Raw genomic sequence first — 24925 nt, forward strand, 5'->3', positions numbered from 1 at the left:
CATCTGGAAGTCGGCGGGCGGCCGAGCCGTGGGTGCTCTCCTACTTCTCGACGAAACCCGTCAGATCGTCACGCGGCGGATCCAGCCGATCGACCACCAGATCCACCTGACCGGGGGTCCGGTCCGAGCGCAACGAGTCCACCAGCGCGGACACCGATGAGCGTGGCCCTTCGGCGACCACCAGGACCCGGCCGTCGGGCTGGTTCGCGGCGTAGCCGACGAGACCCAGTTCCAGTGCGCGGGCGCGGGTCCACCACCGGAATCCGACGCCCTGCACGTGGCCGTGGACGAAGGCGGTCAGCCGGACGGTGGTTGCGGCATCGGGTTCGGATGCGTCGGTCATGACACGCTCACTCGGTGTCGATGCGCAGGTCGACGTCGGTGCCCGCCCGCAGGGTACGTCCGACCGTGCACACGGCGTCGATGGCGCGCTCGACGACGACGAGAAGTCGTTGTGCCGCTTCGGGTTCCAGCTCCGAGAGGTCCACCTCGAGAACCTCGGAGAGCTTCGGGTACACCTCGTTCTCGCGGTCGGCGGCACCGCTGACCCGGATGGTGGCGTCGTAGTCGTCGCCGAGACGCCGCGACAGCGGACGATCCGAGGACATTCCGGTGCATGCGGCGAGCGCGATCTTCAGCAACTCGCCGGGGGTGAAGACGCCCTCGACGTCCTCGGATCCGACGAGCACCTCCGCGCCGCGTGAACTGTGGCCGGTGTAGCGACGGGTGCCGGTGCGTTGCACCCACAGTTCGGTGCCCGCGTGTCCCCCGCCGGTGGCATCGGCGGTGCTCGACTCGCCGGCCTGCGCGTTCTCCTGCTCAACGGTCATCGTGGTGACGGCTCCTTCGTGGCTTCTGTCGTTCGTGCTTGGTCAACATCGTGGACTGTCCGAGGCTTCCCGGTGGCGTCTCGAAACGTCCTAGGATTCGCGTGGCCGTCGCTGGCACTGCGGGCAGGAGAACGAACTGCGGTTCATGAAGTGTTCGCGGCGCATCGTTCGGCCGCATCGCCGGCACGGCTGCCCTTCCCGGCCGTAGGCGTTCAGCGATCGCTCGAAGTAACCGGATTGGCCGTTGACGTTGACATAGAGAGCGTCGAACGAGGTCCCACCCACGTCGAGCGCCTCCGACATCACCGCCGTCGCCGCATCGAGGAGCTCTCGTAGCCGTTTCGGGGCGAGGGTGTCGGTCAGTCGGGTGCCGTGCAGGCGGGCGCGCCACAGCGCTTCGTCGGCGTAGATGTTGCCCACCCCGGAAATCAACGACTGATCGAGCAGGGCCCGTTTGATCTCGGTGTGTTTTACGCGCATCGCGGCGACTACGGCCCCGCGGTCGAAGGCGGTCTCGAAGGGGTCGGGTGCGATGTGGGCGATCGAGGCGGGCACCTGCCCCACGCCGCCGAACGGATCGGGGACGTGATCATCGACATGCCACCCGCCGAAGGTGCGCTGATCGACGAATCGCAGTTCGTTGCCGTCGCCGAGCCGCGCCCGAATCCGCAGATGGGTGTGGTCGGGCGCCCCCTCGCGGGCGATGAGCATCTGTCCGCTCATGCCCAGGTGCACCACCAGCGCGGCGTCATCGTCGGCGTCGGCGACGTCGAGCCAGAGGTACTTACCGCGACGCCGTGCCGCGGTGACGGTCTTGCCACGCAGACGCGCGCGCAGGTCGGGCGCGCCGCCGACATGCCGCCGCACGGCCCGTTCGTGCATCACCTCGACATCGGTGATCTTCTGTCCCACAACATGATCGGCAAGACCGAGGCGGACTGTCTCAACCTCGGGGAGTTCAGGCATCTGTCGGGTCGGAGCTCACGAGGCGCCGGCCCGGTCCGACAAAGCCTGCCAGGCGAGTGCCGCAGCCTTCTGCTCGGCCTCTTTCTTGGTGCGGCCGGTACCCTCGCCGACGTCCTCGCCGGCGACCACCGCCACGGCGGTGAACTCCTTGTTGTGATCGGGTCCGGTCGAGGTGATCTGATACTGCGGAGGTCCGTAGCCACGTTCGGCGGTCAGTTCCTGCAGCGACGTCTTCCAGTCCAATCCGGCACCGAGATCGCCTGCGCGGTCGATGATCTCGTCGAACAACCCCATGACGACGTTCTGCGAGGTGGCCAGGCCGTGCTCGAGATACACGGCGCCGAAGAGGGATTCGAGGCCGTCGGCGAGGATCGAGTCCTTGTCGCGGCCACCGGTCAATTCCTCACCTCGACCCAGGAACAGGAAATGTCCGAGCCCGTCGGGTCCGAGCCCCCGCGCGACGTCGGCGAGCGCATGCATGTTGACGACACTGGCACGGATCTTGGCCAGCTCGCCCTCGGGGCGTTCGGGGAATCGTTTGTAGAGACATTCGGTGATCACCACGCCGAGCACCGAATCCCCGAGGAACTCCAGGCGCTCGTTGGTGGGTAGGCCGCCGTGTTCGTAGGCGTAGGAGCGGTGGGTCAGCGCCAACGTCAGCATCTCATCGGAGATCTCGACGCCGAGCGCACTCAGCAGCGGATCGAACGAGGGCGGTTGATTACCCCGTCGCTTACCGTCGGTCACTTCTCGCCCCGCACCTCGGCATCGGCGTCACCCTTGCCCTCTTCGTCGGATGGTTCACCCAGGGAGCCGAACTTGTCGGCCAGTCCCGCCCACCGCGGATCGATCACCTCGTGCCCGTGGTCGGGTTCGGCCACGGCGAGCCGGATACCGCAGACGCTGCACAGTCCCGGGCAGTCGTCGCTGCACAGCGGCGACATCGGCAATTCCAGGGCGACCGCGTCGATGATCGACTGTTCGAGATCGATCCGGTCGTCGACGATCCGATGCACCTCGTCGGCGTCGGTGGTCTGTTCGGTCTCGCTGTCGGGATAGGCGAACAGTTCGGTGAGGAACACCGTCACGGTGCCGTCGAGCGGTTCCAGACAGCGTGAGCACTGCCCCTCGGTCTCGCCGGCGACGGTGCCGGTCACGAGGACACCCTCACTCACAGATTCCAGGCGCAGATCGAGGTCGACGTCGGAGCCCGCCGGGATGGCGACCATCTCCACACCGATGCGCTCGGGGATCGAGACGGTGCGATGCACCTCGGTCATGGTGCCGGGGCGGCGTCCCAGGGACCGGATGTCGAGGACGAACGGATCCCGAACTACTCCGTGTGAATCGGCGCCGGGCGTGGATGCATCCGGCGTCACTGCATTGTCGACCACACGAAAACCATACGCTCGGGTCAGAAATTCCTCGAATGGCCACCGATCCGTGTCGCCCGGACCACCGGCCGGGTCAGACGGCGACGGTCAGACGGCGAGAGGTGACACCTCGTCGTCGGCGTCGGCGCGACCCCGGCCCCGCGCAACGTCCTGATCGACGCTGCGGGGGTATTCGACGTAGTCGTGCATGCCCGCACCCGTGCGCAATTGATGACGGCCACGGTTGACCGAACGCAGGGTGTTGGTGAGGACCTCCTCGAACTGCGCGAGCTTCTCGTCGACGTAGACATCGCAGTCGCCACGCAGGCGGTCGACCTCGGCGTGTGCGGCGTCGATGATCCGTTCGGCCTCCGACTTGGCCGCGGCCACGACCTCGGCCTCGGAGACCAGACGCTGCTGCTCGGCGATGCCGTCGGCGACCGACTTGTCGTAGATGTTGTTCGCGGAGTCGATGGTGCGCTGCGCTTCGGCGCGGGCCCGTCCGGTGACGGCCTCGAACTCGCGGGATGCACTGGCCGACATCCGACGAGCCTCTTCGGTGGCCTCGTCGACCAGGGACTTGCCGTGGTTGCTCGCCTCGTCGACCATGCGATCGGCCTGGGCCTTGGCCTCCGACAGGACGCGATCGGCCTCGGCGCGGGCGTGGGCGAGCACGGCCTCGGATTCCGAGTCGGCCCCGGTGATGACGGTGTCGGCGTGCGAGCGGGCCTCGTTCAGCATCGAGTCCCGGTTGTCGAGCACGTCTTGCGCGTCGTCGAGCTCGCCGGGGATCGAATCCTTGATGTCGTCGAGAAGTTCGAGGACATCACCCCGCGGCACCACGCAGCCCGCCGTCATCGGCACGCTCCGTGCCTCCTCGACAATTGCCATGAGTTCGTCGAGTGCTTCGAATACCCGGTACACAGCCACCCCAATCCGGCATCTGCCATTGGTCTCTTGGTGAAACGTCTGTGGCCATTGTGCCGAATGAGATGTTTGTGACTCAGGAGGTGAATGAGGTCGGCGTGTCGGAATGGCACATCGAGTCGCCGTGGGGGCGTGCGCGCAATACCGCAGCCGAACCAGGTCACCGCACCCAACATCTAGCCGAGACCCCATCCGTCGAAACGGAGCCCGCGTCCGCCGGGCCGAGCTTGTCGAGGTCGAGACCTCGCAAGTCGACGTAGCGAACTCAACCACCCCAACCCCAATGGGTGAAGCCGACATCACCGACCTCGCACCGGCCTGCGGGCCGCACAACCGGATGGTCGGCCCCAACCCCAGCCACTACACCACCGGCATCCACGACGACGGGCCCCTCGCCGGACGATGCTGGTGACGGACGGTGCTGGTGGCAGCACAACACCGCACCCGGCATGCCCGACAACCCGAAAACCGTCAACGACCCCCCCGACATCACCGCCCCTACAAGCAGAAACTCGACCAGATCCGCGACCACATCCACCGCGACCACAACGACAGCGATGGCACGGATACCGGCACCGATAGTGGTTCCGGCGCAACCGAACCCGCAGGCACCGATTTGGTCGACACCGACGTGATCGACGCCGACGTGATCGATGCCGAAACTGCTGACACTGAAGCCGAAGCCGAAGCCGACGCAGAGGATGAGACCGAATCGGTCGATACCGCACGACAGCGACGTCGTCAGACAGCAGCCCGACCCGGCCATTGACGAATGCGATTCAGGCGCAGCCCAATCCGATCCGGTTGAGCCCCGACCACCCGAGCAGTGGGACGGGCCCGACGCCATAGGCGACGAGCACTCCGACGTACCTGGTGTCACCGACACCGGGGCGACGACCGTGGCATCGTCGAGACGGGCGGTGTCCCGATCTTCGAGGATTCAGAGAATCCCGACAGTGCTGCCGCGCTGCATCGTGCCCTGAGTGCCCGTATCCAGGTCGGCGGCACGATTCCCGAGGGACAGGCACGTCAGCACCTCATCCGTATGGGTCGCGTAGAACCCGAGGTCGAGCGACACGAGATGGACGCCGCCGGCACGTATCCCGGCAACCGAGGTGCACGTGTCCTCGCCGCCATACTCCACGACGGTCTCGACACCTCCTGAGCCCACCCCGCGCCCACGGCCCAGGGTGAGACACCTCCCGCGACATGGCACGCCCCACTTACGGACTCAGCGTTCAGCGTCGGCCGCCATCAGGGGATGCGAATACCGCCGAACGTCAACGTGCGCCGGAGAACGAAGCCGAGTTCCTCGTATAGGCCTATCGCGGGCCTTGGGAGTGTTCGCGGTCTGCGGGACGTGGTAGGAGATCGACGGTTTGGGTCCGAGATACGTGTCGATCTTGCCGGACGCCAGAGCGAGATTGGTGGCATTCGACTCCGGGAAGTGGACGACGGTCAACGTCTTTCCCTCTGCGGCATTGCGCACCTCGACCCGAGCACCGGCGCCGGTGATGCCCGCCAGGTCCGCGGCGTCGATGCCGATTCTCGATGACCCGCTCATGACGTCCACCTCGGTCGCCGGGTGAGGGTCGCGGCAGCCATTCGCACTCTCTGTAGCGGTGTCGGTGGCAGGGTCCGACCCGCACCACGCGCGAAGTATCGCTCGACATAGAACTGTGCGACCGTGCTGATCCCGACGATCGCGATGATCAGCGGAGTCGCCAGATCGGCCTCGGAGAAGTGAAAGAACTCGGGCCCGAACGGAATTCCCAGACTCAGCGACTCATACAGCGCGCCGAAGTTGTACAAGTTCAGCAGCAGCACAATCAGCGGAATGGATCCGAACACCCACACATAGATCGAACTGACCGCTGCCAGAACAGGACTCCGCGACAGCCGGATCAGGGCCAGGACGATACCCCCGAGCAACCCGAGAACCGCACTGCACGCCGCCACCTCGAGAGGGTTGCCGGCCGGCACGCCAGGGCTTGACGCTCATCACCGTGATCAGAACGCTACTGCGCGAAGATGTTTCGATGTCAGGCTTGCACCCGCGAGAGTTTTTCTCTGTGCAGAGGTGAGGATCTCGTGCCGAACGAGCGGCCGATCAGACCCGACGCTCGCCGGCGATCTCGGCGAGCAGACGCTGATGGATATGGGCCGACAGGAACGGTGAGACGTCACCACCGAGCTTGGCGACCTCTTTCACCAACGAGCTCGACACATGTGCGAAGCGCGGATCGGTCAGCAGGAAGATCGTCTCGACGTCGGCCAGGTCGCGGTTCATCTGGGCCATCGGCAGTTCGTAATCGAAGTCGACCGCCGACCGCAGACCCTTCACGATCGAATGGATCGAGTTCTTCCGCAGATAGTCCACCAGCAAGCCGGTCCACCGGTCCACCCGCACGTTGGGCAGGTCGGCACAATCCTCGGCGATGAGTTCGAGGCGCTCGTCGACGGTGAACAGCCCCCGTTTGTTCGGATTCACCACGACGGTGACGACGAGTTCGTCGAAACACCTCGCGGCGCGTTCCACCACATAACGATGCCCACGTGTGAAGGGATCGAAGGAGCCTGGGATCACCGCACTGGTCATGACCGTTGAACCTACCCGTCCCCGGTGCCCGGTCGTCGCACGCCCACGTCGACCGCGGTGTCACCGTAGTTCTTCGTCACGATCACCTCGAGGTGATCCGGCCACGTCACCGAAGTCCGCCGTGCCCGCTCGAGAACGATCAACGCATCGGACGACACCCACCTGTCACCGAGTCTCGCGAGGTCCTCGGCGATCTCGGCCGGATCGATCGCATACGGCGGGTCGCTGAAGACCAGGTCGAACGGCGCGGACGGCGCACCGGCCAGGAACGTCGACACCGACGAGGTGACCACCTGTACATCGGCGCCGAGTCCCAGCGCGGTCACATTCGCGGTGATCACGCCCGTCGCGCGGCGTCGGGCATCGACACACGTCGCCGACGCCGCCCCTCGAGAAAGCGCTTCGACGGCCAAGGCGCCCGATCCCGCATAGAGATCGAGGACGTGGGCACCGTCGAGGTCGATGCGGGCGGCGAGCATGCTGAACAGCGCTTCCCGGACCCGATCAGAGGTCGGTCGCGTGCCGTCGTCGGGAACCTTGAGCCGACGTCCACCGAACCGGCCGGCAATGATGCGGGTCACCCCGCCATTGTGCCCCAGTGCCGCGCCGACGAAGGGGAGCCAGCCACCCGTGCTACCCCACTCTGCCACCATCGAGACCCTCCGACGTGACCGGCCTCACATCTGCACGCTGAACTGGGAATTGGTGGGTCATTTCGTGACCGATTTCCGTCGGTGGGTGAATCCGACGACACACATTGTTAACGTCGAATCGTCATGAGCCCGTCCCACATAAGAACGGCCCCATCCAACACACTCACTCTCGACTACCGCATTCCGACGGTGACCGACGGAACCCGGCTCTGGGAAATCGCCCGCGATTCCCGCGTCCTCGACGTCAACTCGAGTTACGCCTACGTACTGTGGTGCTCCGATTTCGCCGAGACGTCCATCGTTGCCGAAGTCGACGGCCGCGCAGTCGGATTCGTCACCGGCTACCGCCGACCGTCGGACCCGTCGACCCTGATGGTGTGGCAGGTCGCCGTCGACGACGACCATCGCGGCCACGGCATCGCCGCCGCGATGCTACATCGCCTCTTCGATCGCACCGCAGAGCGTGGCGTTGTCGCGATGCACACCACCATCAGCCCGGATAACGTTGCCTCCCAACGGCTTTTCGCCTCCGTCGCAGCGGCGCGCGGCCTTCGGTTCGACCGGCGCGATCTCTTCGCCGCGACGGACTTCCCCGACGCCCACGAGCCCGAGGATCTCTACCTCCTCGAACCCGAGGTCCCCGAACCCTGAGGCACCGCGGAACGTTGTGTTCCGACACTCTGGTTTCGCGGCGCGCTTCGCCGGTATTCGTCGCCGACCATGCCGTCGCCGACCACGCATCCCGCCCTGTTCCGGCTCGGCGTCGACGCGAGTGCTGGTGGCCGTTCCGCCGCGCCGACCGCTGTTGTGCCGGCGCGCGTGAGCACTCCCACCGGGATATAACACGGCGTCGGAAACAGCACGGCGCCGGCGCCCACGAATTTTCACCTATCGGAGGTTTGTTCATGAATATGCTCGATACAACGATCCTGGATACCACGATCGACGACTCGGTCTTCACCCAGCACGAATCCGAGGTCCGCAGCTATTGCCGCAGCTGGCCGACGGTGTTCGGAAGGGCTCGCGGATCGTGGCTCACCAACACCGACGGTGATCGCTACCTGGATTTCTTCGCCGGTGCCGGGGCACTGAACTACGGTCACAACAATCCCGTCCTCAAGTCCGCACTCGTCGACTACATCAACGACGACGGCATCACCCACGGACTCGACATGGCCACCGCGGCCAAGGGACGATTCCTGGAGACGTTCGCGGACAAGATCCTCACCCCGCGTCATCTCGACTACAAGATCCAGTTCCCCGGCCCGACCGGGACCAACGCCGTCGAGGCCGCCCTCAAGCTGGCCCGCAAGGTGACCGGCCGCGAGTCGATCGTGAGTTTCACCAATGCGTTCCACGGCATGACGCTGGGTTCGCTGTCGGTGACCGGTAACTCGATGAAGCGTGCCGGTGCGGGCATTCCGCTGGTGCACGCCACCCCGATGCCGTTCGACAACTACCTCGGCGGGGCGGTCGAGGACTTCAGTTGGTTCGAACGTGTCCTCGACGACTCCGGTAGTGGCCTCAACCTGCCGGCCGCCGTCATCGTCGAGACCGTGCAAGGCGAGGGCGGCGTCAACGTCGCCCGTGCCGAGTGGCTGCGGGCTCTGGCCGACCTGTGCGCCCGCCGCGACATCCTGCTCATCGTCGACGACGTGCAGATGGGCTGCGGCCGCACCGGCGACTTCTTCTCCTTCGAGGAGGCCGGGATCACCCCGGATATCGTCACGCTGTCGAAGTCGATCAGCGGATACGGCCTGCCGTTGGCGCTCACCCTGATTCGCCGCGACCTCGATGTGTGGTCCCCCGGCGAACACAACGGCACCTTCCGCGGCAACAACCCGGCCTTCGTCACCGCGACGCGGGCCATCGAACACTACTGGTCCGACGACGCCCTGTCCCGCGACGTGCACATCAAGGGCCGCCAGATCGACGAGGTGCTCACCACCCTGTCGACCCGACACGAGGGCGTGTCGACCCGCGGTCGCGGCATGGTCCGTGGACTCGTCTTCGACGAACCCGCCAACGCCGGCAAGGTGTGCGCCACCGCCTTCGGTGCCGGACTGCTCGCCGAAACCTCCGGCCCGTCCGACGAGGTCGTCAAACTGCTTCCGCCCCTGACCATTTCGCCCGAGGACCTCGACCGCGGTCTGGGAATCCTCGCCGATGCCACCGAGGAGGTACTCGCATGATCGTCCGTACCACTGACGAGATCACCGGAACCGACCGAGATGTCGCCGACCCCAAGGGCAATTGGGTGTCCAAGCGCATCGTGCTCGGCGGCGACGGGGTCGGCTTCTCCTTCCACGAGACCACCATCAACGCCGGCAGCGTGAACGAGTTCCACTACGCCAACCACATCGAAGCCGTGTGGCTGGTGGAGGGCACCGGCACGCTCCTCGATCGCGAGACCGGACAGACCTATCCGCTCGCCGCCGGCACGATGTACCTGCTCAACGGGCATGAGCGGCACACCGTCACCGCCGACACACGGATGCGGATGTTGTGTGTGTTCAATCCGCCCGTCGTGGGGACCGAAGTGCACGACGAGAAAGGGGTCTATCCCCTGGTCACGGTGCCCGAACAACCCGAGGGTCGGCACGCGGAGCCGGTCGAGGCCTGAACCGCTCGACCACCCCGGCGCACCCGCGCCGTTACCCTGGACAGGGTGCGTACACGCCTTCAGATCGGCTGGAGTCCGGCCGAACCGACGCCGCTCGATCCGGATATCGACATCCGGATCGAGCGGCTTCGTGCGTTGACCGACGGTGCGCGGATCTGCGCCCTCACCGGGGCCGGCATCTCGACCGATTCCGGGATTCCGGACTATCGCAGTCCCGGAGCGCCGGTCCGCACACCGATGACCGCGCAGATGTTCGGGTCGTCGCCGCAATTCCGGCAGCATTATTGGGCCCGCAACCATCTCGGCTGGCGCCACATGGATGCCGCCCGGCCCAATGCGGCCCACCGGGCGCTGACCGATCTGCAGGCCGCGGGCCGGCTGACGGGGATCATCACCCAGAACGTCGACATGCTGCACACCAAGGCGGGCACCCGGGGGGTCATCGAACTGCACGGTTGTTACGGCCGGGTGCGTTGCCTCGGATGCGGCGCGATCACCTCGCGGCATCGACTCGCCGAACGCCTGGAATCGCTCAATCCCGGTTTCGCCGACCGGATCCTGGGTCGCGGCGCCATCGAGGTGGCCCCCGACGCCGACATGACCGTCGAGCACACCGGGGATTTCGTCGTCGCCGACTGCCCGCGGTGCGGCGGGATCCTCAAACCCGACATCGTGTACTTCGGCGAGAATGCGTCGAAGAGTGCTGTCGCACAGTCATTCTCACTCGTCGATGACAGTGATGTGCTGCTGGTCGCGGGTTCGTCGCTCACCGTGATGAGCGGTTTGCGTTTCGCCCGGTATGCACGACGCACCGGCAAGCTGCTGATCGTGGTCAACCGCGGCGCCACGCGAGCCGACAACATCGCCGATCTCAAGATCGACCACTATTGCGGCGTTGTCCTGCCCGCTCTGGCCGGCGTCACCACGGGGGCAGGCGCGCCCTGAACGGCGCCGAAGGTCACACGGTCACCAGATCGTCGGCGTGCACGACCGGTCGGGACAACTCCGCCGGCAGCTCCGAGGTCGAGCGGCCCACCATGGCCGCGACGTCGTCGGCGTCATACGACGACACGCCGCGCGCACACACCCGGCCCGAGGTGCTGACGAGTTCGACGACGTCCCCGTCGGAGAAACTACCGCGCACCCCGACCACTCCGGCGGCCAGCAACGATCGGCGACGATGGGACACCGCGGCCACCGCACCGTCGTCGAGGACGATCTGGCCGTGCGCATCGGCAGCATGCCGCACCCAGAACCGCCGCGCCGACAGGCGTTCGGCACGCGGAGCGAAGACGGTACCCACCGATGCCGAACTCAACGCCTGGGCGGCATCGGCCGCGGCCGCCAGCAGCACCGGAACGCCACCATCGGCCGCCAGGCGCGCCGCCGCGAGCTTGGACGCCATCCCACCGGTGCCCAGCGCCCCGCCCGAACCGGCGATCACGCCGTCGAGGTCGTCGGGCCCGTTGACCTCGGAGATGAACTGTGCCACACGACCATCCGGGCCGACCTTGCGCGGATCGCCGTCGTAGAGGCCGTCGACATCCGACAACAGGACGAGCGCGTCGGCGCCCGCGAGATGAGCCACCAGCGCGGCGAGGCGATCGTTGTCGCCGAAGCGGATCTCGTTGGTCGCCACCGTGTCGTTCTCGTTGACGATCGCCACCGCCCCCAGCGAACGCAGCCGGTCCAGTGTGCGTTGGGCATTCGCGTGGTGGGCGCGATTGGAGATGTCGGACGCGGTCAGCAGGACCTGTCCGACGGTACGCCCGTACCGGTGAAACGACGTGCCCCAGGCGTGCGCGAGAACCAGCTGGCCGACGCTGGCCGCGGCCTGCTTGGTGGCCAGATCGGTCGGCCGCTTCTTCAGGCCCAGCGGGGCGATACCGGCACCGATGGCACCCGAGGACACCACGATCACGTCCGAACCCGACCGCATCCGCGCTTCGAGAGCGTCGGCGAGTCGATCCAGACGCGCCGTGTCGAGTCCGGTGCCGAGGTCGGTCAGCGCCGACGAGCCGATCTTGACGACGATGCTGCGCGCATGGGTGATCGTGTCACGGACATCGCTCATGCCTGATCGCTCATTGCACTCTCGCCGCTCGTTCGTCGCCGTTCATTCGTCGCCGTTCATTCGTCGCTGTCGTCATCGTCGACGAGTCCGCGCCGCAGGCGTCGGGCCTGCTTGCGTTCGGCGGCGCCGATCCGTTCGGAACGGTCGAGTCGCACGTCGGTACCACGACCGGTGATCGGGACGTCCTCGCCCATCGGGGTGGACGGCTCCCAGTCGAAGGTCATGTCGCCGATCGTCACCGAGGCACCGGGTTCGGCCCCCAGACGGGTCAATTCGTCCTCGACGCCGAGGCGGTTGAGTCGGTCGGCGAGATAACCGACGGCCTCGTCGTTGTCGAACTGGGTCTGCGCGATCCAACGCTCGGGTCGGGTACCCCGCACGATGAAGCCGCCGGGGACGGACGGATCCGGCTCGACACTGAACTGCGCCTCGTCGATAGCCTTGGGCCGGATGACCGTTCGCCGGGCCACGGGCTTCGGATGGGCTTCGCGGTAGTCCGCAACCATCCGCGCCAGGGCATTGGTCAGTTCCCGCAGTCCCTGATGGGTCACCGCGGAGATCCGGAACACCGGCCAACCACGTTGCACCAGTTCGGGTTCCACCAGATCCGCCAGTTCCGCGGCATCCGGGACGTCGATCTTGTTGAGGATCACCACGCGCGGGCGTTCGGCGAGATCACCGAGTCCGTGGTCGGCGTCGAGGGCAGGACGGTAGGCCGCCAACTCGGCCTCGAGGGCATCGATGTCGGAGACCGGATCACGGCCGGGTTCCAGCGTCGCGCAATCGACGACGTGGGCCAGCACCGCGCACCGCTCGAGATGACGCAGGAACTCCAGGCCCAGTCCACGTCCGGTGGACGCCCCGGGGATGAGGCCCGGGACGTCGGCGATGGTGAACACGTCGCCGGCCGACTGCACCACACCGAGATTCGGCGCCAGCGTGGTGAACGGATAGTCCGCGATCTTCGGCTTGGCGGCCGACAGCACCGACACCAGAGACGATTTACCCGCCGACGGGAAGCCGACGAGTCCGACGTCGGCGACCGACTTCAGTTCGAGGACGAGGTCGCGATGCTGTCCTTCTTCACCGAGCAACGCGAAACCCGGTGCCTTGCGGGCCTTCGAGGCCAACGACGCGTTGCCCAGGCCACCCCGGCCACCCTGAGCGGCCTCGAACGTCGTTCCCTCCCCGACCAGATCGGCCAGGATCGTCCCGTTGCCGTTGAGCACCACGGTCCCGTCGGGGACCGCCAGCACCAGATCCTCGCCGGTCGCGCCGTCCCGGTTGTCACCCATGCCGGGCCGTCCGTTGCTCGCCTTGGCATGCGGGCGGAAATGGAAATCCAGGAGCGTGTGCACCTGCGGGTCGACCACGAGGCGCACCGATCCCCCGTTGCCGCCGTTGCCGCCGTCCGGTCCGCCCAGGGGCTTGAACTTCTCCCGATGCACCGACGAACAACCGTGTCCGCCGTTGCCGGCGGCGACGTGAATGGTCACCCGGTCGACGAACCGCGACATGAGGACTTCCTTCCGTTGACGAACTCCCCTACCGGGACGGACGTCTCAAACAAACAGCCATGCCATCGGCACAACCCACAAACGACAACAGAGCGGGCCGGGTGCGTATGCCCCTGCCCGCCCTGTCGAAAAGAGCTCTGGTGGTTCTGGTGAACCGCTCGGTCAGGCCTGAGCGGTTTCCGGAACGATGTTCACGGTCTTGCGGCCGCGCTTGGTGCCGAACTCGACCGCACCCGCCGCGAGGGCGAACAGGGTGTCATCGCCACCGCGTCCGACGTTGACGCCGGGGTGGAACTTGGTGCCGCGCTGGCGGATCAGGATCTCGCCCGCGCTGACCTGCTGACCACCGAAGCGCTTCACGCCGAGGCGCTGGGCGTTGGAATCACGACCGTTGCGCGAGCTGGACGCGCCCTTCTTATGTGCCATTGTCTCGTCCTCCTGGCTTACTTGATACCGGTGACCTTGAGGACCGTCAGCTTCTGACGGTGTCCCTGGCGCTTGTGGTAGCCGGTCTTGTTCTTGAACTTGTGGATACGGATCTTCGGGCCCTTGACGTGCTCGACGACCTCGCCGGTGACGGAGATCTTGGCGAGCTTGTCGGCGTCGGTGGTCAGCGTCGAACCGTCGACGACCAGTGCCACCGGCAGGCTGACGGTGCTGCCCGGCTCGCTGTCGATCTTCTCGACCTTCACAATGTCGCCCTCAGCGACCTTGTACTGCTTACCGCCGGTCTTGACGATCGCGTACGTTGCCATCGAAGCTGTCCTCTTGTTCATCATCTCGGGCCGTGTCATGCGTTCGCGTGCCACGGAGTGTGTGGGTGTGTGCGTCCGGTGCGGGCCGTGCGAGACCCCGCACAGCGGTGGGGATTCGCTCAGATCGCTCCGAAGGGCCTGCCGGGAAGGATCTCCGATCACCGTTCGCGGTGCATCCGGATGGATACCGCGCACAGCTGGAACCCTTCGCCAGAGGCGACCAATCAAGGTTACGGGAGCCGGTCACGTCAGGTCAAACTCGCTCCGACGAGCGTGGACGACCCCGACCTCCGGCCCCGTGTCCCGTGATCGGCGTCAGTCCTCCACCGGCGGACCGGCCGGACGTCCGGCGGCCCGTCGACGGGGGCGTCGGCGTACCGCGACGACCGCCTCGGTGGGCGAGGTGGAGATCGGACCGAACGTCGTCAGCGGCGCTGCGGTGGCCTCGGCGCGGATCACCGTCGGTGCCTCCGTCGTCGTCGGCGATGCCGCACGTCGAGCGGCCCGGCGCCGCGAGCGTCGCTGCCCGGAAGGTGCCTGGTTTCCCGATCCGGCACCGTTCGCACCGTTGGGGTACACCTCGGCTGCCTGAGCCTCCGGGGTGTCGGCGGATGCCCCTCCCACGTTGTCGGCCCCAGCGTCGTCGGAACCAGCGTCGTCGGAACCAGTGCCGTCGGAACCGGCGCCGTCGACCTCGACCGCGTCGTTGTGCGACCGGCCGGTGTCGGCGTTGGTTCCCTCGGCGGCGGCGGTGCGATCGTCATCAGCGCCACCGTCATCAGCACCACCGTCATCAGCGTTCTGCTCAACCGACACCGGCTCGACGTCGTCGTCGTGCGAGTGTGCCGCCATGGCGCGGAACATCGGGTGTTCGGCCGGGTTGTGCGCGGGCTTCGCGGGGGCCTCGGCGGGCTGGTCGTTCTTGCGCTTGCCGCGGCGTGACCGCTTGGACCCGGACGCATCGCCTCGTCCGGTGTCCTCGGTCTTCACCTCGACCGGCGACGAATGCACGATCACACCGCGACCGCCGCACGACGTGCAGGTGGTCGAAAACGCTTCCAGCAGACCGGTTCCCAGCCGCTTGCGGGTCATCTGAACCAGACCCAGCGACGTCACCTCGGATACCTGGTGACGGGTGCGGTCCCGTGCCAGCGACTCGGTCAGTCGTCGCAGCACGAGGTCGCGGTTGGATTCGAGGACCATGTCGATGAAGTCGACGATGATCATGCCGCCGATGTCACGTAGGCGCATCTGCCGCACGATCTCCTCGGCGGCCTCCAGATTGTTGCGGGTGACGGTCTCTTCGAGGTTGCCGCCGGAGCCGGTGAACTTGCCGGTGTTGACGTCGATGACGGTCATCGCCTCGGTGTGCTCGATGATCAGCGTGCCGCCCGACGGCAACCACACCTTACGGTCGAGTGCCTTGGCGAGTTGCTCGTCGATGCGGTGCACGGTGAAGGAATCCGGGGCGTCGGCGTGCGTCCGTTCGAACCGTTCGACCCGATCGAGCAGATCCGGCGCGACGGCCTGCACGTAGCCCTCGACCAGACTCCATGCCTTGTTGCCCTCGATCACGAGCTTGCGGAAGTCCTCGTTGAACAGGTCGCGGACCACCCGCACCAGCAGATCGGGCTCTTCGTACAGTGCCCGGGGGCCGGCCGAGCCGTTGCCCTTCTTCGCGTCGGCCACCGAGGCGTCGATGGACTTCCACTTGGATTCCAGCCGCTCGATGTCGGTGCCGAGGTCCTCGGCGCTGACGCCCTCCGAGGCGGTACGGATGATCACGCCGGCGTCGTCGGGCACCAACTTGGCCAGGACCTGCTTGAGGCGTTTGCGTTCGACGTCGGGCAGTTTGCGGCTGATGCCGGTCGACGATCCGCCCGGCACGTACACCAGGTAGCGACCGGCGAGGGAGATCTGCGTGGTCAGCCGGGCTCCCTTGTGACCCACCGGATCCTTGCTGACCTGCACGACGACGTTGTCGCCGGGCTTCAATGCCTGTTCGATCTTGCGGGAACCGCCGTCGAGTCCGGCGGCATCCCAGTTCACCTCACCGGCGTAGAGCACACCGTTGCGACCACGACCGATGTCGACGAATGCCGCCTCCATCCCGGGCAACACGTTCTGCACGCGGCCGAGGTAGATGTTGCCGACCATCGACGACGACGTCTCCGTGGTGACGAAGTGTTCGACGAGGACGCCGTCCTCGAGCACCGCGACCTGGGTGTAGTCCTCGATCACCGAGTGGTCCGAGTGATCGGATCCGGTGAGCGCGCTGTTGGCGCTGCGCTCACGCACCACCATCACCCGTTCGACCGATTCGCGCCGGGCGAGGAACTCCGATTCGCTCAGGATCGGCGGGCGGCGACGGCCCGCGTCACGTCCGTCGCGGCGACGCTGACGCTTCGCCTCGAGCCGTGTCGATCCGGAGATGCCCTGCACCTCGTCGCGGACCCGCTTGCTGCGCGGCTCCCGCTCGTGCACGACGGTGTTCGGCGGATCGTCCGGCGACGCCTCATCCGGCTCGACGCCGCCCTTGCGACGCCGGCGCCGACGCCGGCGCTTCGAGGTGGGCACCGACGCATCGGCATCATCGTCATCGGATTCCGCGCCCTCGTCGAACTCGGTGTCCTCGGCGGTCCCGGTGGCGTCGGTGTCCGAGTCTTTCTTGGCGTCCGAGTCCTTCTTGGCAGCGGATTTCGTGGCCCCGTCCTTCGCGGCCTCGTCCTTCTTGGCGTCGGACTTCTTGCCCTTCTTCTCGCCCTTCTTGGACTTCTTGCCGCCGCCGGATGCGGCATCGGCGCTGTCCTCGGCCGCGTCGTCGTCGGACGCCGCCGCGACCGAGGTGTCGTCGGAATCCTCCGAATTCGCCGAGTCGTCACCCGAGTCAGACCGTTCGCCCTGGTCGCCACGACCGCGACCGCGACCCCGACGTCCGCGACGACGCCGACGGTTACGACCCGACTCCCCTGAGCCGGCATCGTCGGAGTCCTCGGTCGATGAGTCGGCATCGGTATCGGCCTGATCGGCCGACGATTCGGTCTTCGGTGAGCTGTCGGTCACCGGTGAAGTGTCGGTCTTCGACGAGCTCTCGGTTGGCGCGCTCGCGGTCCGACGACGGCCCGAACCACCCGAGCCGGTGGCCTCAGGAGCACTCGGCTGCAGGAACAGCGGGCCGTCGGCCACCTCGGTCACCACGACCGGCTCATGGCTGGCGGCGTCGGCCGCCGAGAACAGCGTCATCGCGGCGGGCTCGGCAGCACTCTCGGTGTCGGACTGAGCGCTGTCAACGGTGTCGGGAGCGCTGTCAACGTCGGACTGAGCGCTGTCAACGGTGTCGGGGGCGCTGTCAACGGTGTCGGGGGCGCTGTCAATGGGCTCGGGGGCGCTCTCGATGGGCTCGGGAGCGCTGTCAGCGTCGGACTGAGCGCCGTCAACGGTGTCGGGAGCGCTGTCAGCGTCGGACTGAGTGCTGTCAGTCGGCTCCGGCGCGCCGTCGGCGGCCTCGGGATCGCGCACCCGCTGGGCGACGGCCTCGGCCATGTCGCGTTCGATACTCGATTGTGGGCTGCGCGTGTGCGAGCCCAGTTCTGCCAGGTGGGCCAAGACCTGGCGGCTTGTCACGCCGAGTACGCGCGCCAGCGCGTGCACACGGAGTTTGCTGGGAAATTCTTCCACCGGATCCGACGCAGCGTTCGCGTCAGCCGGTGACCCGTTGTCGGTCACTCGTGTCTCCTCGAGCCCCCGGGCGCGTCGTATCGACGCGGCCACGCGAGGGCCTCATCCTGTGTCCCGGCCTTCGGCCGGTGTTGTGTGGTCTGCGCGTCCCGTCGGTGCCGGAATCCGGCTCCGCAAGACGCTCTTGCTGGGTGATGAGCTCCGGTCCACCCTCCACGCCATCGAATGGGCTGTGGCCTGTGAATGGATCACCGCTGGTGAACCACCTCGATGGGGAGGGCGGGTGGGCGGGCACAAGATGTTTCGTGCTGGTCCGACCCGTTTTCCGTTCGTCATCGGCGTCAACGCGGGCAAAGTGTGTCCGCGATAACTTCCCAAGTATCCCACACGACGGGCCGACGCCGGCACACGTGTGCCGCAATGCGCGTCGGCCCGGTGTCGTCGGCTGTCGCCGAACGCCTCAGGAGTCGAGGTCGGGGAACCAGATCGCGATCTCACGTTCCGCGGATTCGATGGAATCCGATCCGTGAACGAGGTTGTTCTGTGTGGTCAGCGCAAAGTCGCCGCGGATTGTTCCCGGAACGGCCTTTTCCACCGGGTCGGTGCCACCGGCGATCTGCCGCCACGCGGCCACGGCGCGGGGCCCCGCGACGACGGCGGCCACCAGCGGTCCCGAGGTGATGAATTCCAGCAACGACGGGAAAAAGGGTTTGCCTTCGTGTTCGGCGTAATGCTTACGCGCCACCTCGTCGCTGACCTGGGTCAACTCGAGGGCGATCAGGGTCAGGCCCTTGCGCTCGATGCGGGCGATGACGTCGCCGACCAGCGATCGGGCGACGCCATCGGGCTTGATCAGTACCAGTGTCCGTTCAGTCACTCCGACACTGTATCCATCGGGACCGTTCTGATCAGGAGCAGTACTCGATCAGGGGCAGTACTCGCCGGAAATCGGATACACCCCGTAGTCGAACAAATTCCCGCTGTCGGGTTGCGGGTCGACGATGATCTGCAGGCAGCCCCGCGGGTCGGCCAGCGCCGCCTTCATCGCCACATCGAGGCGCGCCGCCAACGCGGCGTTGGCCGGGCGGTAGTCGGCGGGCACCGGCAGGGCGAGGATCGCCTCCGGGATGCTCATCGTCGACAGTTGCTTGGTCACCGAGTGGGTGGCGGTGTACCCGAACGATCCAGCCGGCACCGACATCGGCGGACCGGCCTGCGGAATCTCGAGGACCGAAACACCCGGCGTCGTCTCGGTGGGTGCGGCGGGCTCCGCGTGCGCGATTCCCGCCGACAGCGCCGATGCCAGTGCCGCACCAACCCCGACGGCCAGCGCCGCCGCGCGGAATCGTGTCGAAAAACGGCTGGTGGGCAGGGTGCTGGGTCGATCGACGGTCACGCGGCTCCTCACGGGTTGACGTCAGATGCGATACCGACTCGTGTCGGCATCGGAATCGATGTGCCACGGACATGCGGCAGACGCGCAGTTGTCCCCGGACACACTGGCCGCCATTGTGGCACCGTCGCGTTCCCGGGGAGCCACGGACAGGTCACGATCCGGTCGCGGTGCGTACACACCTCATGCGTTGCCGATCGGCTCCTGCCCGGCGAGACGACCCTCGCGCATCCGGCGGGCGACGTCGTTGCGTACGTAGCGGATATAGATCCACACGAACAGGAAGATGACCCCGACGACGGCGATCGACCAGTGGAAGATGCCGCCGAGGATCACCGGCACCTGCAGACCGAGATCGATGTCGAGGGCACGGGGACGCTTCTGGATGCCGGCGGCGAGGATCAGCAGCAGCGTGACGACGCCGAGGTAGACGCCGGAGAACCAGGACAGTCCCGGTCCGATCTTTGCGACCACCGGGAACGTCAGCGCCATGACGATGACCTCGAGGATCAACGTTCCGGCCATCACGCCACGCAGACCGCGCCACGGGTCGGTGGCCGGGGCGGTGAAACCCGGGTGTTCGTCGGCCTGATTCACGAGGGTTCCTTCCCGAAGAGGGTTCGCCCGGCACCGGCGGTGACCACCGACCCGGTGATGATGACGCCCGCGCCGGAGACCGGCTGGCCCTCGGATTCCTCGGCGAGGCCGATGGCCGCGGCCACCGCGTCGGGCAGGAACGGCTCCACCACCACGCGGTCCTCACCGAACACCTCGCGGGCGATCTCGGCGAGGTCCTCGGCGTCGAGGGCGCGGGGCGAACCGTTGTTGGTCACCACCACCTGATCGAGGATCGGCTCGAGCGCACCGAGGAGACCCTCGGCGTCCTTGTCACCGAGGACGCCGATCACGCCGACGAGGCGGCGGAAATCGAACTGGTCGGTCAGCGCCCGCGCCAAAGCCTGTGCCCCGTGCGGATTGTGGGCGGCGTCGACAAACACACTCGGCGCGCTGCGCACCCGTTCGAGGCGGCCGGGGCTGGTCACCGACGCGAATCCCGCTCGCACGGCGTCGATGTCGAGTTGACGATCGGGCCCGGCCCCGAAGAACGCCTCCACCGCCGCGAGCGCGAGCGCCGCGTTGGCCGCCTGATGTTCACCGTGCAGCGGCAGGAACACCTCGTCGTACACGCCCCCGAGGCCCTGTATCCGGAGTTGTTGGCCGCCAACGGCGGTCACCGATTCGAGGACGGCGAACTCCGAATTCTGGCGGGCGACAATGGTTCCCTTCTCGACGGTCTCGCGCAGCAGGACGTCGATCACCTCGGGTTGCTGCGGCGCGATCACCGTCACCGGATCGACCTGAACCAGCTCGTCCTTGCCGCGCTTGATGATTCCGGCCTTCTCCCCCGCGATCGCGGCCAGGGTGTCGCCGAGGTAATCGGCATGATCCATGGCGATGGGCGTGATGACGGCTACGGTCGCGTCGACGACGTTGGTCGCATCCCAGCGGCCACCCATCCCGGTCTCGACCACCGCCACGTCGATGGGCGCCTCGGCGAAGTAGGCGTAGGCGATCGCGGTGAGCACCTCGAACTTGCTCATCCGCGGGCCGTCCGCGGCCGTCGACGAATCGTCGACCATCGTGATGTAGGGCTCGAGATCACGGTAGGTGTCGATGTAGGCGCGCGCCGAGATCGGTTGCCCGTCAACGGCGATACGTTCGGTGACCCGCTGCAGATGCGGGCTGGTGATGCGGCCGGTGCGCCGGTGCAGCGCGATCAGCAGCGCGTCGATCATCCGGGTCACCGACGTCTTGCCGTTGGTTCCGGCCACATGAATCGCCGGGTAGGCGTGCTGCGGCGAACCCAGCAGATCCATCAGCGTCGAGATCCGGGCGAGGGACGGATCGATCTTCGTCTCCGGCCATCGCGTGTCGAGTTCGGCCTCCAGGTCGGCGAGTTCGGCGAGATCCGAGGCGCTGTCGACCCGGAAGATCGGCGCGTCGGGATCGTCGACGTCGGAGCTCTCGGCGTCGTCGGTCAGCAGCGAGGCCAGATCCATCCGGTCCGGTTCGATCGCACCCGGATCCTCGAAACCGGCGAGATCCTCGGCGGTGAAGATGGGTTCGTCGGCCTCCTTCTCGTCGGCCCCCATCTCCTGACCGTCATCGTCGACGGCGTCGTCCCTGCGGTCGCTCACGATCCTCCCAGCGAGGCGAGTTTGGCGGTCAACCGTTCCACCTCTTCGGTGGCGATCTCCTGCCGCGCCTTGATCTTGGAGACGACCGGCTCGGGCGCCTTCGACAGGAACTGCTCGTTGCCCAGTTTCGCCGTGGTCTGCGCCAGTTCCTTCTCCGCCGCCGCGAGATCCTTGGTGATGCGTTTGCGTTCGGCGGCCACGTCGACGGTTCCGGACGTGTCGATCTGCACGCCGACGGTGGCGGCCGACAGGCGCACCTCCAGCGTCGCGGTCGCGGTGAACGCGTCGGACGGATCCTCCAGTCGCGCCAGCGAGGCGATGGCGGGCGTCAACGGCTCCAGACCCGACTCGGCAAGACGATCGAAACGCACCGGCACCTTCTGACCGGGTTTGAGTCCCTGATCGCTGCGGAATCGGCGCACCTCGGTGATCAGCTTCTGCAGATCCTCGACGCTGCTCGCGGCCGCGGCATCTGCCGGGCGTTCCGACGGCAGCGGCCACGGCGCGATCACCACCGACTCGCCTCCCGTCAACGCCGTCCACAGCACCTCGGTGACGAACGGCATCACCGGGCTCAGCGCCCGCAACAGTGGGTCGAGCACCGCACCGAGCACCAGACGTGTTGTCTGCGAACGACTCTCATCGCCCTCGGCGAACTGGACCTTGGCGAGTTCGAGATACCAGTCGCAGAACTCGTCCCAGGCGAAGTGATACAGCGCCTCACACGCCTTGGAGAACTCGAAGGACTCGAGGCCGGCCTGCACCTGTGCGAGCACCTCGTCGAGCCGGGTGAGGATCCAGCGATCGGCGACGGTCAGCTGCTCCGGCGCCGGGACCTCGCCGAGGGTGGCACCGTTCATCAGGGCGAACTTGGTGGCGTTGAACAGCTTGGTCGCGAAGTTGCGCGACGACGACGCGTGGTCCTCGCCGACCGAGATGTCGCTGCCCGGATTCGCCCCGCGCGCCAGGGTGAACCGCAGCGCGTCGGCGCCGAAGCGTTCCACCCAGTCCAGCGGATCGATGCCGTTGCCCTTGGACTTGCTCATCTTCCGGCCGTGCTCGTCGCGCACCAATCCGTGCAGGAAGAGGTTGTGGAAGGGAACCTCGTTGCCTGGCCCGAGGTCCTTGCCGACGTAGGTGCCGAACATCATCATCCGCGCCACCCAGAAGAACAGGATGTCGTAACCGGTGACGAGAACCGATGTGGGATAGAACTTCTCGAGGTCGGCGGTCTGATCGGGCCAGCCCATCGTGGAGAACGGCCACAGCCCGGAGGAGAACCACGTGTCGAGGACGTCGGTCTCCTGGGTGTAGCCGGCCGGCGGCGTCTCGTCGGGACCCACGCACACCACCTCGCCGTCGGGTCCGTACCAGATCGGGATGCGGTGACCCCACCACAGCTGCCGCGAGATGCACCAGTCGTGCATGTCGTCGACCCAGGCGAACCACCGCGGTTCCATGGTCGTCGGGTGGATGACGGTCGACCCGTCGCGCACCGCGTCGCCGGCGGCCTTGGCCAGCGAGGACACATCGACCCACCACTGCATCGACAGGCGCGGCTCGATCGGTTCGCCGGTGCGTTCGGAATGACCGACGCTGTGCAGATACGGCCGCACCTCCTTGACGATGCGTCCCTGCTCGGCCAGCGCCTCCCGGATCCGCACACGCGCTTCAAAGCGGTCCATCCCGTCGAACGGTGTTCCGGTGCCCGAGATCCGGGCCTGGGTGTCCATGATCGTGGGCATCGCCAGGTTGTGACGCTGCCCGAGCGCGAAGTCGTTCGGGTCGTGCGCCGGGGTGATCTTGACCGCGCCGGAACCGAACTCAGGGTCGACGTAGTCGTCGGCCACGATCGGGATCCTGCGGTCGACGAAAGGATGCTCGAGTTCGGTGCCCACCAGGTGGGCGTAGCGCTCGTCGTCGGGGTGCACCGCGATCGCGGTGTCACCGAGCATCGTCTCCAGTCGGGTGGTCGCGACCACGATGTGCGGCTGCGCGTCGTCGAGCGAACCGTAACGGAAGCTGACGAGTTCGCCCTCGACGTCGGCGTAGTTGACCTCGATGTCGCTGACCGCGGTCTGCAGCACCGGCGACCAGTTGACCAGGCGTTCGGCCTGATAGATCAGCCCGTCGTCGTACATCTTCTTGAAGACGGTGGCCACCGCCCGCGAGAGGCCCTCGTCCATGGTGAAGCGTTCGCGGCTCCAGTCGACGCCGTCACCGAGGCGGCGCATCTGTTCGCCGATGTTGCCGCCGATCTCCACCTTCTCGGCCCACACCCGTTCGATGAACTTCTCGCGCCCCAGGTCGTCGCGGGTGAGTCCCTCGTCGGCCAGCTTGCGTTCGACCATCGTCTGCATCGCGATCGCCGCATGATCCATGCCGGGCAGCCAGAGGACCTCATAGCCCTGCATGCGCCGCCACCTCGACAGCGCATCCATCAGGACATGCTCGTAGGCATGCCCCATGTGCAGGGAACCGTTGACGTTGGGCGGCGGGATGACGATCGAGAATGCGGGCTTCTCACTTGCCGCGTCGGCGGTGAAGTAGCCGGCGTCGACCCACCCCTGATACAGCTTCGCCTCGTGTTCGGCGGGGTCCCAGGACTTCGGCAGCTCGCGGGAGGATTCGGGTGTGCTCACCCCACAATCTTAGGGAACGCCTCCGGCGCTAGATCCCGGAGGCCGCGCGCAGCCGGTGCAGGTCCTCGGGGGCATTCACGTTGGTCAGCCAGTCCGGATCGGACACAGTCACCCGACGTGTCGCCAGCGCGTCGAGCACGGCGGTCATCCGTTTCTCTCCGGTCGCCACCAGCTCGGCGATCCTCGACACCGCCGAGGTGCGATACACCCCGGCCATCGGGTGATCACGTTCGGTGTCGTGGGCGATCACCGCGTCGGCGGAGTCGACGACCGCTCCGGACAGCTCGTCGATCAGTCGGGCCGAGATCAGTGGCATGTCCGTGGCGCAGACGAAGGCCAGATCGGCGCCGGCCTGCGCGGCGGCGGCCAAGCCGACGGCCAGGCCACCCACCGGACCGGCCTCGGGCGCCTCGTCGGTGACCCAGGTGGCCTCCGGGCCGCCGGTGCCGTGCAACAGCCGATAGGCCGACGACGACTGCGCCGCGACCACGAAGACCGGCTCGCAGCGCTCCGAGGAGATCCGCACGATGCGCGCCAGCATCGGTTCGCCGTCCCAGTCCAACGCGGCCTTGTCCGTTCCCATCCGCCGCGATCGCCCCCCGGCGAGCACGATGGCGGCGAGTCGGGATTGCTGTGTGGTGTTCGTCATGACACACAGTGTGATCGATATCGGGTCACAAATACGCGAAGATGAGCA

Annotated in this window: 28 protein-coding genes; 6 read left to right on the forward strand and 22 right to left on the reverse strand. The window is 66.9% G+C overall.

Annotation, left to right across the window (positions count from 1 at the left end):
* Positions 1 to 40: 40 nt before the first annotated feature.
* The 6 genes from ACWETB_RS04815 to ACWETB_RS04840 all read right to left on the reverse strand — a co-directional run bounded on the left by ACWETB_RS04815 (position 41) and on the right by ACWETB_RS04840 (position 4093).
* Positions 41 to 343, reverse strand: a complete 303-nt coding sequence (locus ACWETB_RS04815) for an acylphosphatase (RefSeq protein WP_452209640.1) — start codon at positions 341 to 343, stop codon at positions 41 to 43.
* A 7-nt stretch (positions 344 to 350) separates the two neighbouring features.
* The gene (locus tag ACWETB_RS04820; protein ID WP_452209642.1) at positions 351 to 830 is read right to left on the reverse strand and encodes an OsmC family protein; all 480 of its coding nucleotides are present in this window, start codon (positions 828 to 830) and stop codon (positions 351 to 353) included.
* A gap of 90 nt (positions 831 to 920) precedes the next feature.
* Positions 921 to 1796 (reverse strand): bifunctional DNA-formamidopyrimidine glycosylase/DNA-(apurinic or apyrimidinic site) lyase, encoded by an 876-nt coding sequence (gene mutM / locus ACWETB_RS04825; protein ID WP_452209644.1) that lies wholly within the window; start codon positions 1794 to 1796, stop codon positions 921 to 923.
* A 15-nt stretch (positions 1797 to 1811) separates the two neighbouring features.
* Positions 1812 to 2543 carry a ribonuclease III gene (rnc, locus tag ACWETB_RS04830; protein WP_452209646.1) on the reverse strand — a complete coding sequence of 244 codons (732 nt, stop codon included), beginning with the start codon at positions 2541 to 2543 and terminating at the stop codon, positions 1812 to 1814.
* Entirely contained in the window at positions 2540 to 3190 is a 651-nt protein-coding gene (locus ACWETB_RS04835; protein ID WP_452209648.1) for a YceD family protein, read from the reverse strand. The genes rnc and ACWETB_RS04835 overlap by 4 nt, the downstream gene beginning before the upstream one ends.
* 87 nt (positions 3191 to 3277) lie before the next feature.
* A complete protein-coding gene (locus ACWETB_RS04840) occupies positions 3278 to 4093 on the reverse strand; it encodes a DivIVA domain-containing protein (protein ID WP_348808178.1) in 816 nt (271 codons plus the stop codon).
* 286 nt (positions 4094 to 4379) lie between these two features.
* Between ACWETB_RS04840 and ACWETB_RS04845 the strand changes: the two genes are divergently transcribed.
* Together ACWETB_RS04845 and ACWETB_RS04850 are read left to right on the forward strand one after the other, a co-directional pair.
* Positions 4380 to 4508, forward strand: coding sequence for a hypothetical protein (locus tag ACWETB_RS04845; RefSeq protein WP_452209650.1), 129 nt, complete (start codon positions 4380 to 4382; stop codon positions 4506 to 4508).
* Between the two features lie 204 nt (positions 4509 to 4712).
* Entirely contained in the window at positions 4713 to 4865 is a 153-nt protein-coding gene (locus tag ACWETB_RS04850) for a hypothetical protein (protein WP_452209652.1), read from the forward strand.
* A gap of 171 nt (positions 4866 to 5036) precedes the next feature.
* Here ACWETB_RS04850 and ACWETB_RS04855 read toward each other — a convergent pair whose 3' ends face one another.
* From ACWETB_RS04855 to rsmD, 5 genes are all read right to left on the reverse strand, one after another.
* Positions 5037 to 5240: a hypothetical protein gene (locus ACWETB_RS04855; RefSeq protein WP_452209654.1), complete on the reverse strand. Its 204-nt coding sequence runs from the start codon at positions 5238 to 5240 to the stop codon at positions 5037 to 5039.
* 87 nt (positions 5241 to 5327) lie between these two features.
* The gene (locus tag ACWETB_RS04860) at positions 5328 to 5660 is read right to left on the reverse strand and encodes a hypothetical protein (RefSeq protein WP_452209656.1); all 333 of its coding nucleotides are present in this window, start codon (positions 5658 to 5660) and stop codon (positions 5328 to 5330) included.
* Positions 5657 to 6055, reverse strand: coding sequence for a hypothetical protein (locus ACWETB_RS04865; protein ID WP_452209658.1), 399 nt, complete (start codon positions 6053 to 6055; stop codon positions 5657 to 5659). The genes ACWETB_RS04860 and ACWETB_RS04865 overlap by 4 nt, the downstream gene beginning before the upstream one ends.
* A 151-nt stretch (positions 6056 to 6206) precedes the next feature.
* Positions 6207 to 6695, reverse strand: coding sequence for a pantetheine-phosphate adenylyltransferase (coaD, locus tag ACWETB_RS04870; protein WP_452209660.1), 489 nt, complete (start codon positions 6693 to 6695; stop codon positions 6207 to 6209).
* An 11-nt stretch (positions 6696 to 6706) separates the two neighbouring features.
* Positions 6707 to 7276: a 16S rRNA (guanine(966)-N(2))-methyltransferase RsmD gene (gene rsmD / locus ACWETB_RS04875; protein WP_452209662.1), complete on the reverse strand. Its 570-nt coding sequence runs from the start codon at positions 7274 to 7276 to the stop codon at positions 6707 to 6709.
* Positions 7277 to 7471: 195 nt separating this feature from the next.
* Between rsmD and ectA the strand changes: the two genes are divergently transcribed.
* From ectA to ACWETB_RS04895, 4 genes are all read left to right on the forward strand, one after another.
* Complete coding sequence (gene ectA / locus ACWETB_RS04880; protein WP_452209664.1) at positions 7472 to 7999, forward strand: diaminobutyrate acetyltransferase; 528 nt, start codon at positions 7472 to 7474, stop codon at positions 7997 to 7999.
* Positions 8000 to 8253: 254 nt separating this feature from the next.
* Positions 8254 to 9540 carry a diaminobutyrate--2-oxoglutarate transaminase gene (gene ectB / locus ACWETB_RS04885; RefSeq protein WP_452209666.1) on the forward strand — a complete coding sequence of 429 codons (1287 nt, stop codon included), beginning with the start codon at positions 8254 to 8256 and terminating at the stop codon, positions 9538 to 9540.
* Positions 9537 to 9971, forward strand: coding sequence for an ectoine synthase (locus ACWETB_RS04890; protein ID WP_452209668.1), 435 nt, complete (start codon positions 9537 to 9539; stop codon positions 9969 to 9971). The genes ectB and ACWETB_RS04890 overlap by 4 nt, the downstream gene beginning before the upstream one ends.
* 45 nt (positions 9972 to 10016) lie before the next feature.
* The gene (locus tag ACWETB_RS04895; protein WP_452209670.1) at positions 10017 to 10916 is read left to right on the forward strand and encodes a Sir2 family NAD-dependent protein deacetylase; all 900 of its coding nucleotides are present in this window, start codon (positions 10017 to 10019) and stop codon (positions 10914 to 10916) included.
* Positions 10917 to 10929: 13 nt separating this feature from the next.
* On the opposite strand, the gene proB is transcribed toward ACWETB_RS04895, so the two are convergent.
* The 11 genes from proB to mobA form a co-directional block, all read right to left on the reverse strand.
* A complete protein-coding gene (gene proB / locus ACWETB_RS04900) occupies positions 10930 to 12045 on the reverse strand; it encodes a glutamate 5-kinase (protein WP_452209672.1) in 1116 nt (371 codons plus the stop codon).
* 56 nt (positions 12046 to 12101) lie between these two features.
* Positions 12102 to 13562, reverse strand: a complete 1461-nt coding sequence (obgE, locus tag ACWETB_RS04905) for a GTPase ObgE (protein WP_449744041.1) — start codon at positions 13560 to 13562, stop codon at positions 12102 to 12104.
* Between the two features lie 162 nt (positions 13563 to 13724).
* Positions 13725 to 13988 (reverse strand): 50S ribosomal protein L27, encoded by a 264-nt coding sequence (rpmA, locus tag ACWETB_RS04910; protein WP_208790864.1) that lies wholly within the window; start codon positions 13986 to 13988, stop codon positions 13725 to 13727.
* A 17-nt stretch (positions 13989 to 14005) separates the two neighbouring features.
* The gene (gene rplU / locus ACWETB_RS04915) at positions 14006 to 14317 is read right to left on the reverse strand and encodes a 50S ribosomal protein L21 (protein WP_348803364.1); all 312 of its coding nucleotides are present in this window, start codon (positions 14315 to 14317) and stop codon (positions 14006 to 14008) included.
* Positions 14318 to 14632: 315 nt separating this feature from the next.
* Positions 14633 to 18043: a translation initiation factor IF-2 N-terminal domain-containing protein gene (locus tag ACWETB_RS04920; protein WP_452209675.1), complete on the reverse strand. Its 3411-nt coding sequence runs from the start codon at positions 18041 to 18043 to the stop codon at positions 14633 to 14635.
* A 412-nt stretch (positions 18044 to 18455) separates the two neighbouring features.
* Complete coding sequence (gene ndk / locus ACWETB_RS04925; protein WP_452209677.1) at positions 18456 to 18872, reverse strand: nucleoside-diphosphate kinase; 417 nt, start codon at positions 18870 to 18872, stop codon at positions 18456 to 18458.
* A 48-nt stretch (positions 18873 to 18920) separates the two neighbouring features.
* Complete coding sequence (locus tag ACWETB_RS04930; RefSeq protein ID WP_449744043.1) at positions 18921 to 19391, reverse strand: hypothetical protein; 471 nt, start codon at positions 19389 to 19391, stop codon at positions 18921 to 18923.
* 180 nt (positions 19392 to 19571) lie between these two features.
* A complete protein-coding gene (locus ACWETB_RS04935) occupies positions 19572 to 19913 on the reverse strand; it encodes a DUF4233 domain-containing protein (RefSeq protein WP_449744124.1) in 342 nt (113 codons plus the stop codon).
* A 68-nt stretch (positions 19914 to 19981) separates the two neighbouring features.
* On the reverse strand, positions 19982 to 21448 hold the full coding sequence (gene folC, locus ACWETB_RS04940; RefSeq protein ID WP_452209852.1) for a bifunctional tetrahydrofolate synthase/dihydrofolate synthase: 1467 nt from the start codon (positions 21446 to 21448) through the stop codon (positions 19982 to 19984).
* A 134-nt stretch (positions 21449 to 21582) separates the two neighbouring features.
* Entirely contained in the window at positions 21583 to 24228 is a 2646-nt protein-coding gene (locus ACWETB_RS04945; RefSeq protein WP_452209680.1) for a valine--tRNA ligase, read from the reverse strand.
* A gap of 28 nt (positions 24229 to 24256) precedes the next feature.
* The gene (gene mobA / locus ACWETB_RS04950; protein WP_449744045.1) at positions 24257 to 24877 is read right to left on the reverse strand and encodes a molybdenum cofactor guanylyltransferase; all 621 of its coding nucleotides are present in this window, start codon (positions 24875 to 24877) and stop codon (positions 24257 to 24259) included.
* Between the last annotated feature and the right edge of the window lie 48 nt (positions 24878 to 24925).

It is taken from the genome of Gordonia sp. NPDC003950 (assembly GCF_053605205.1).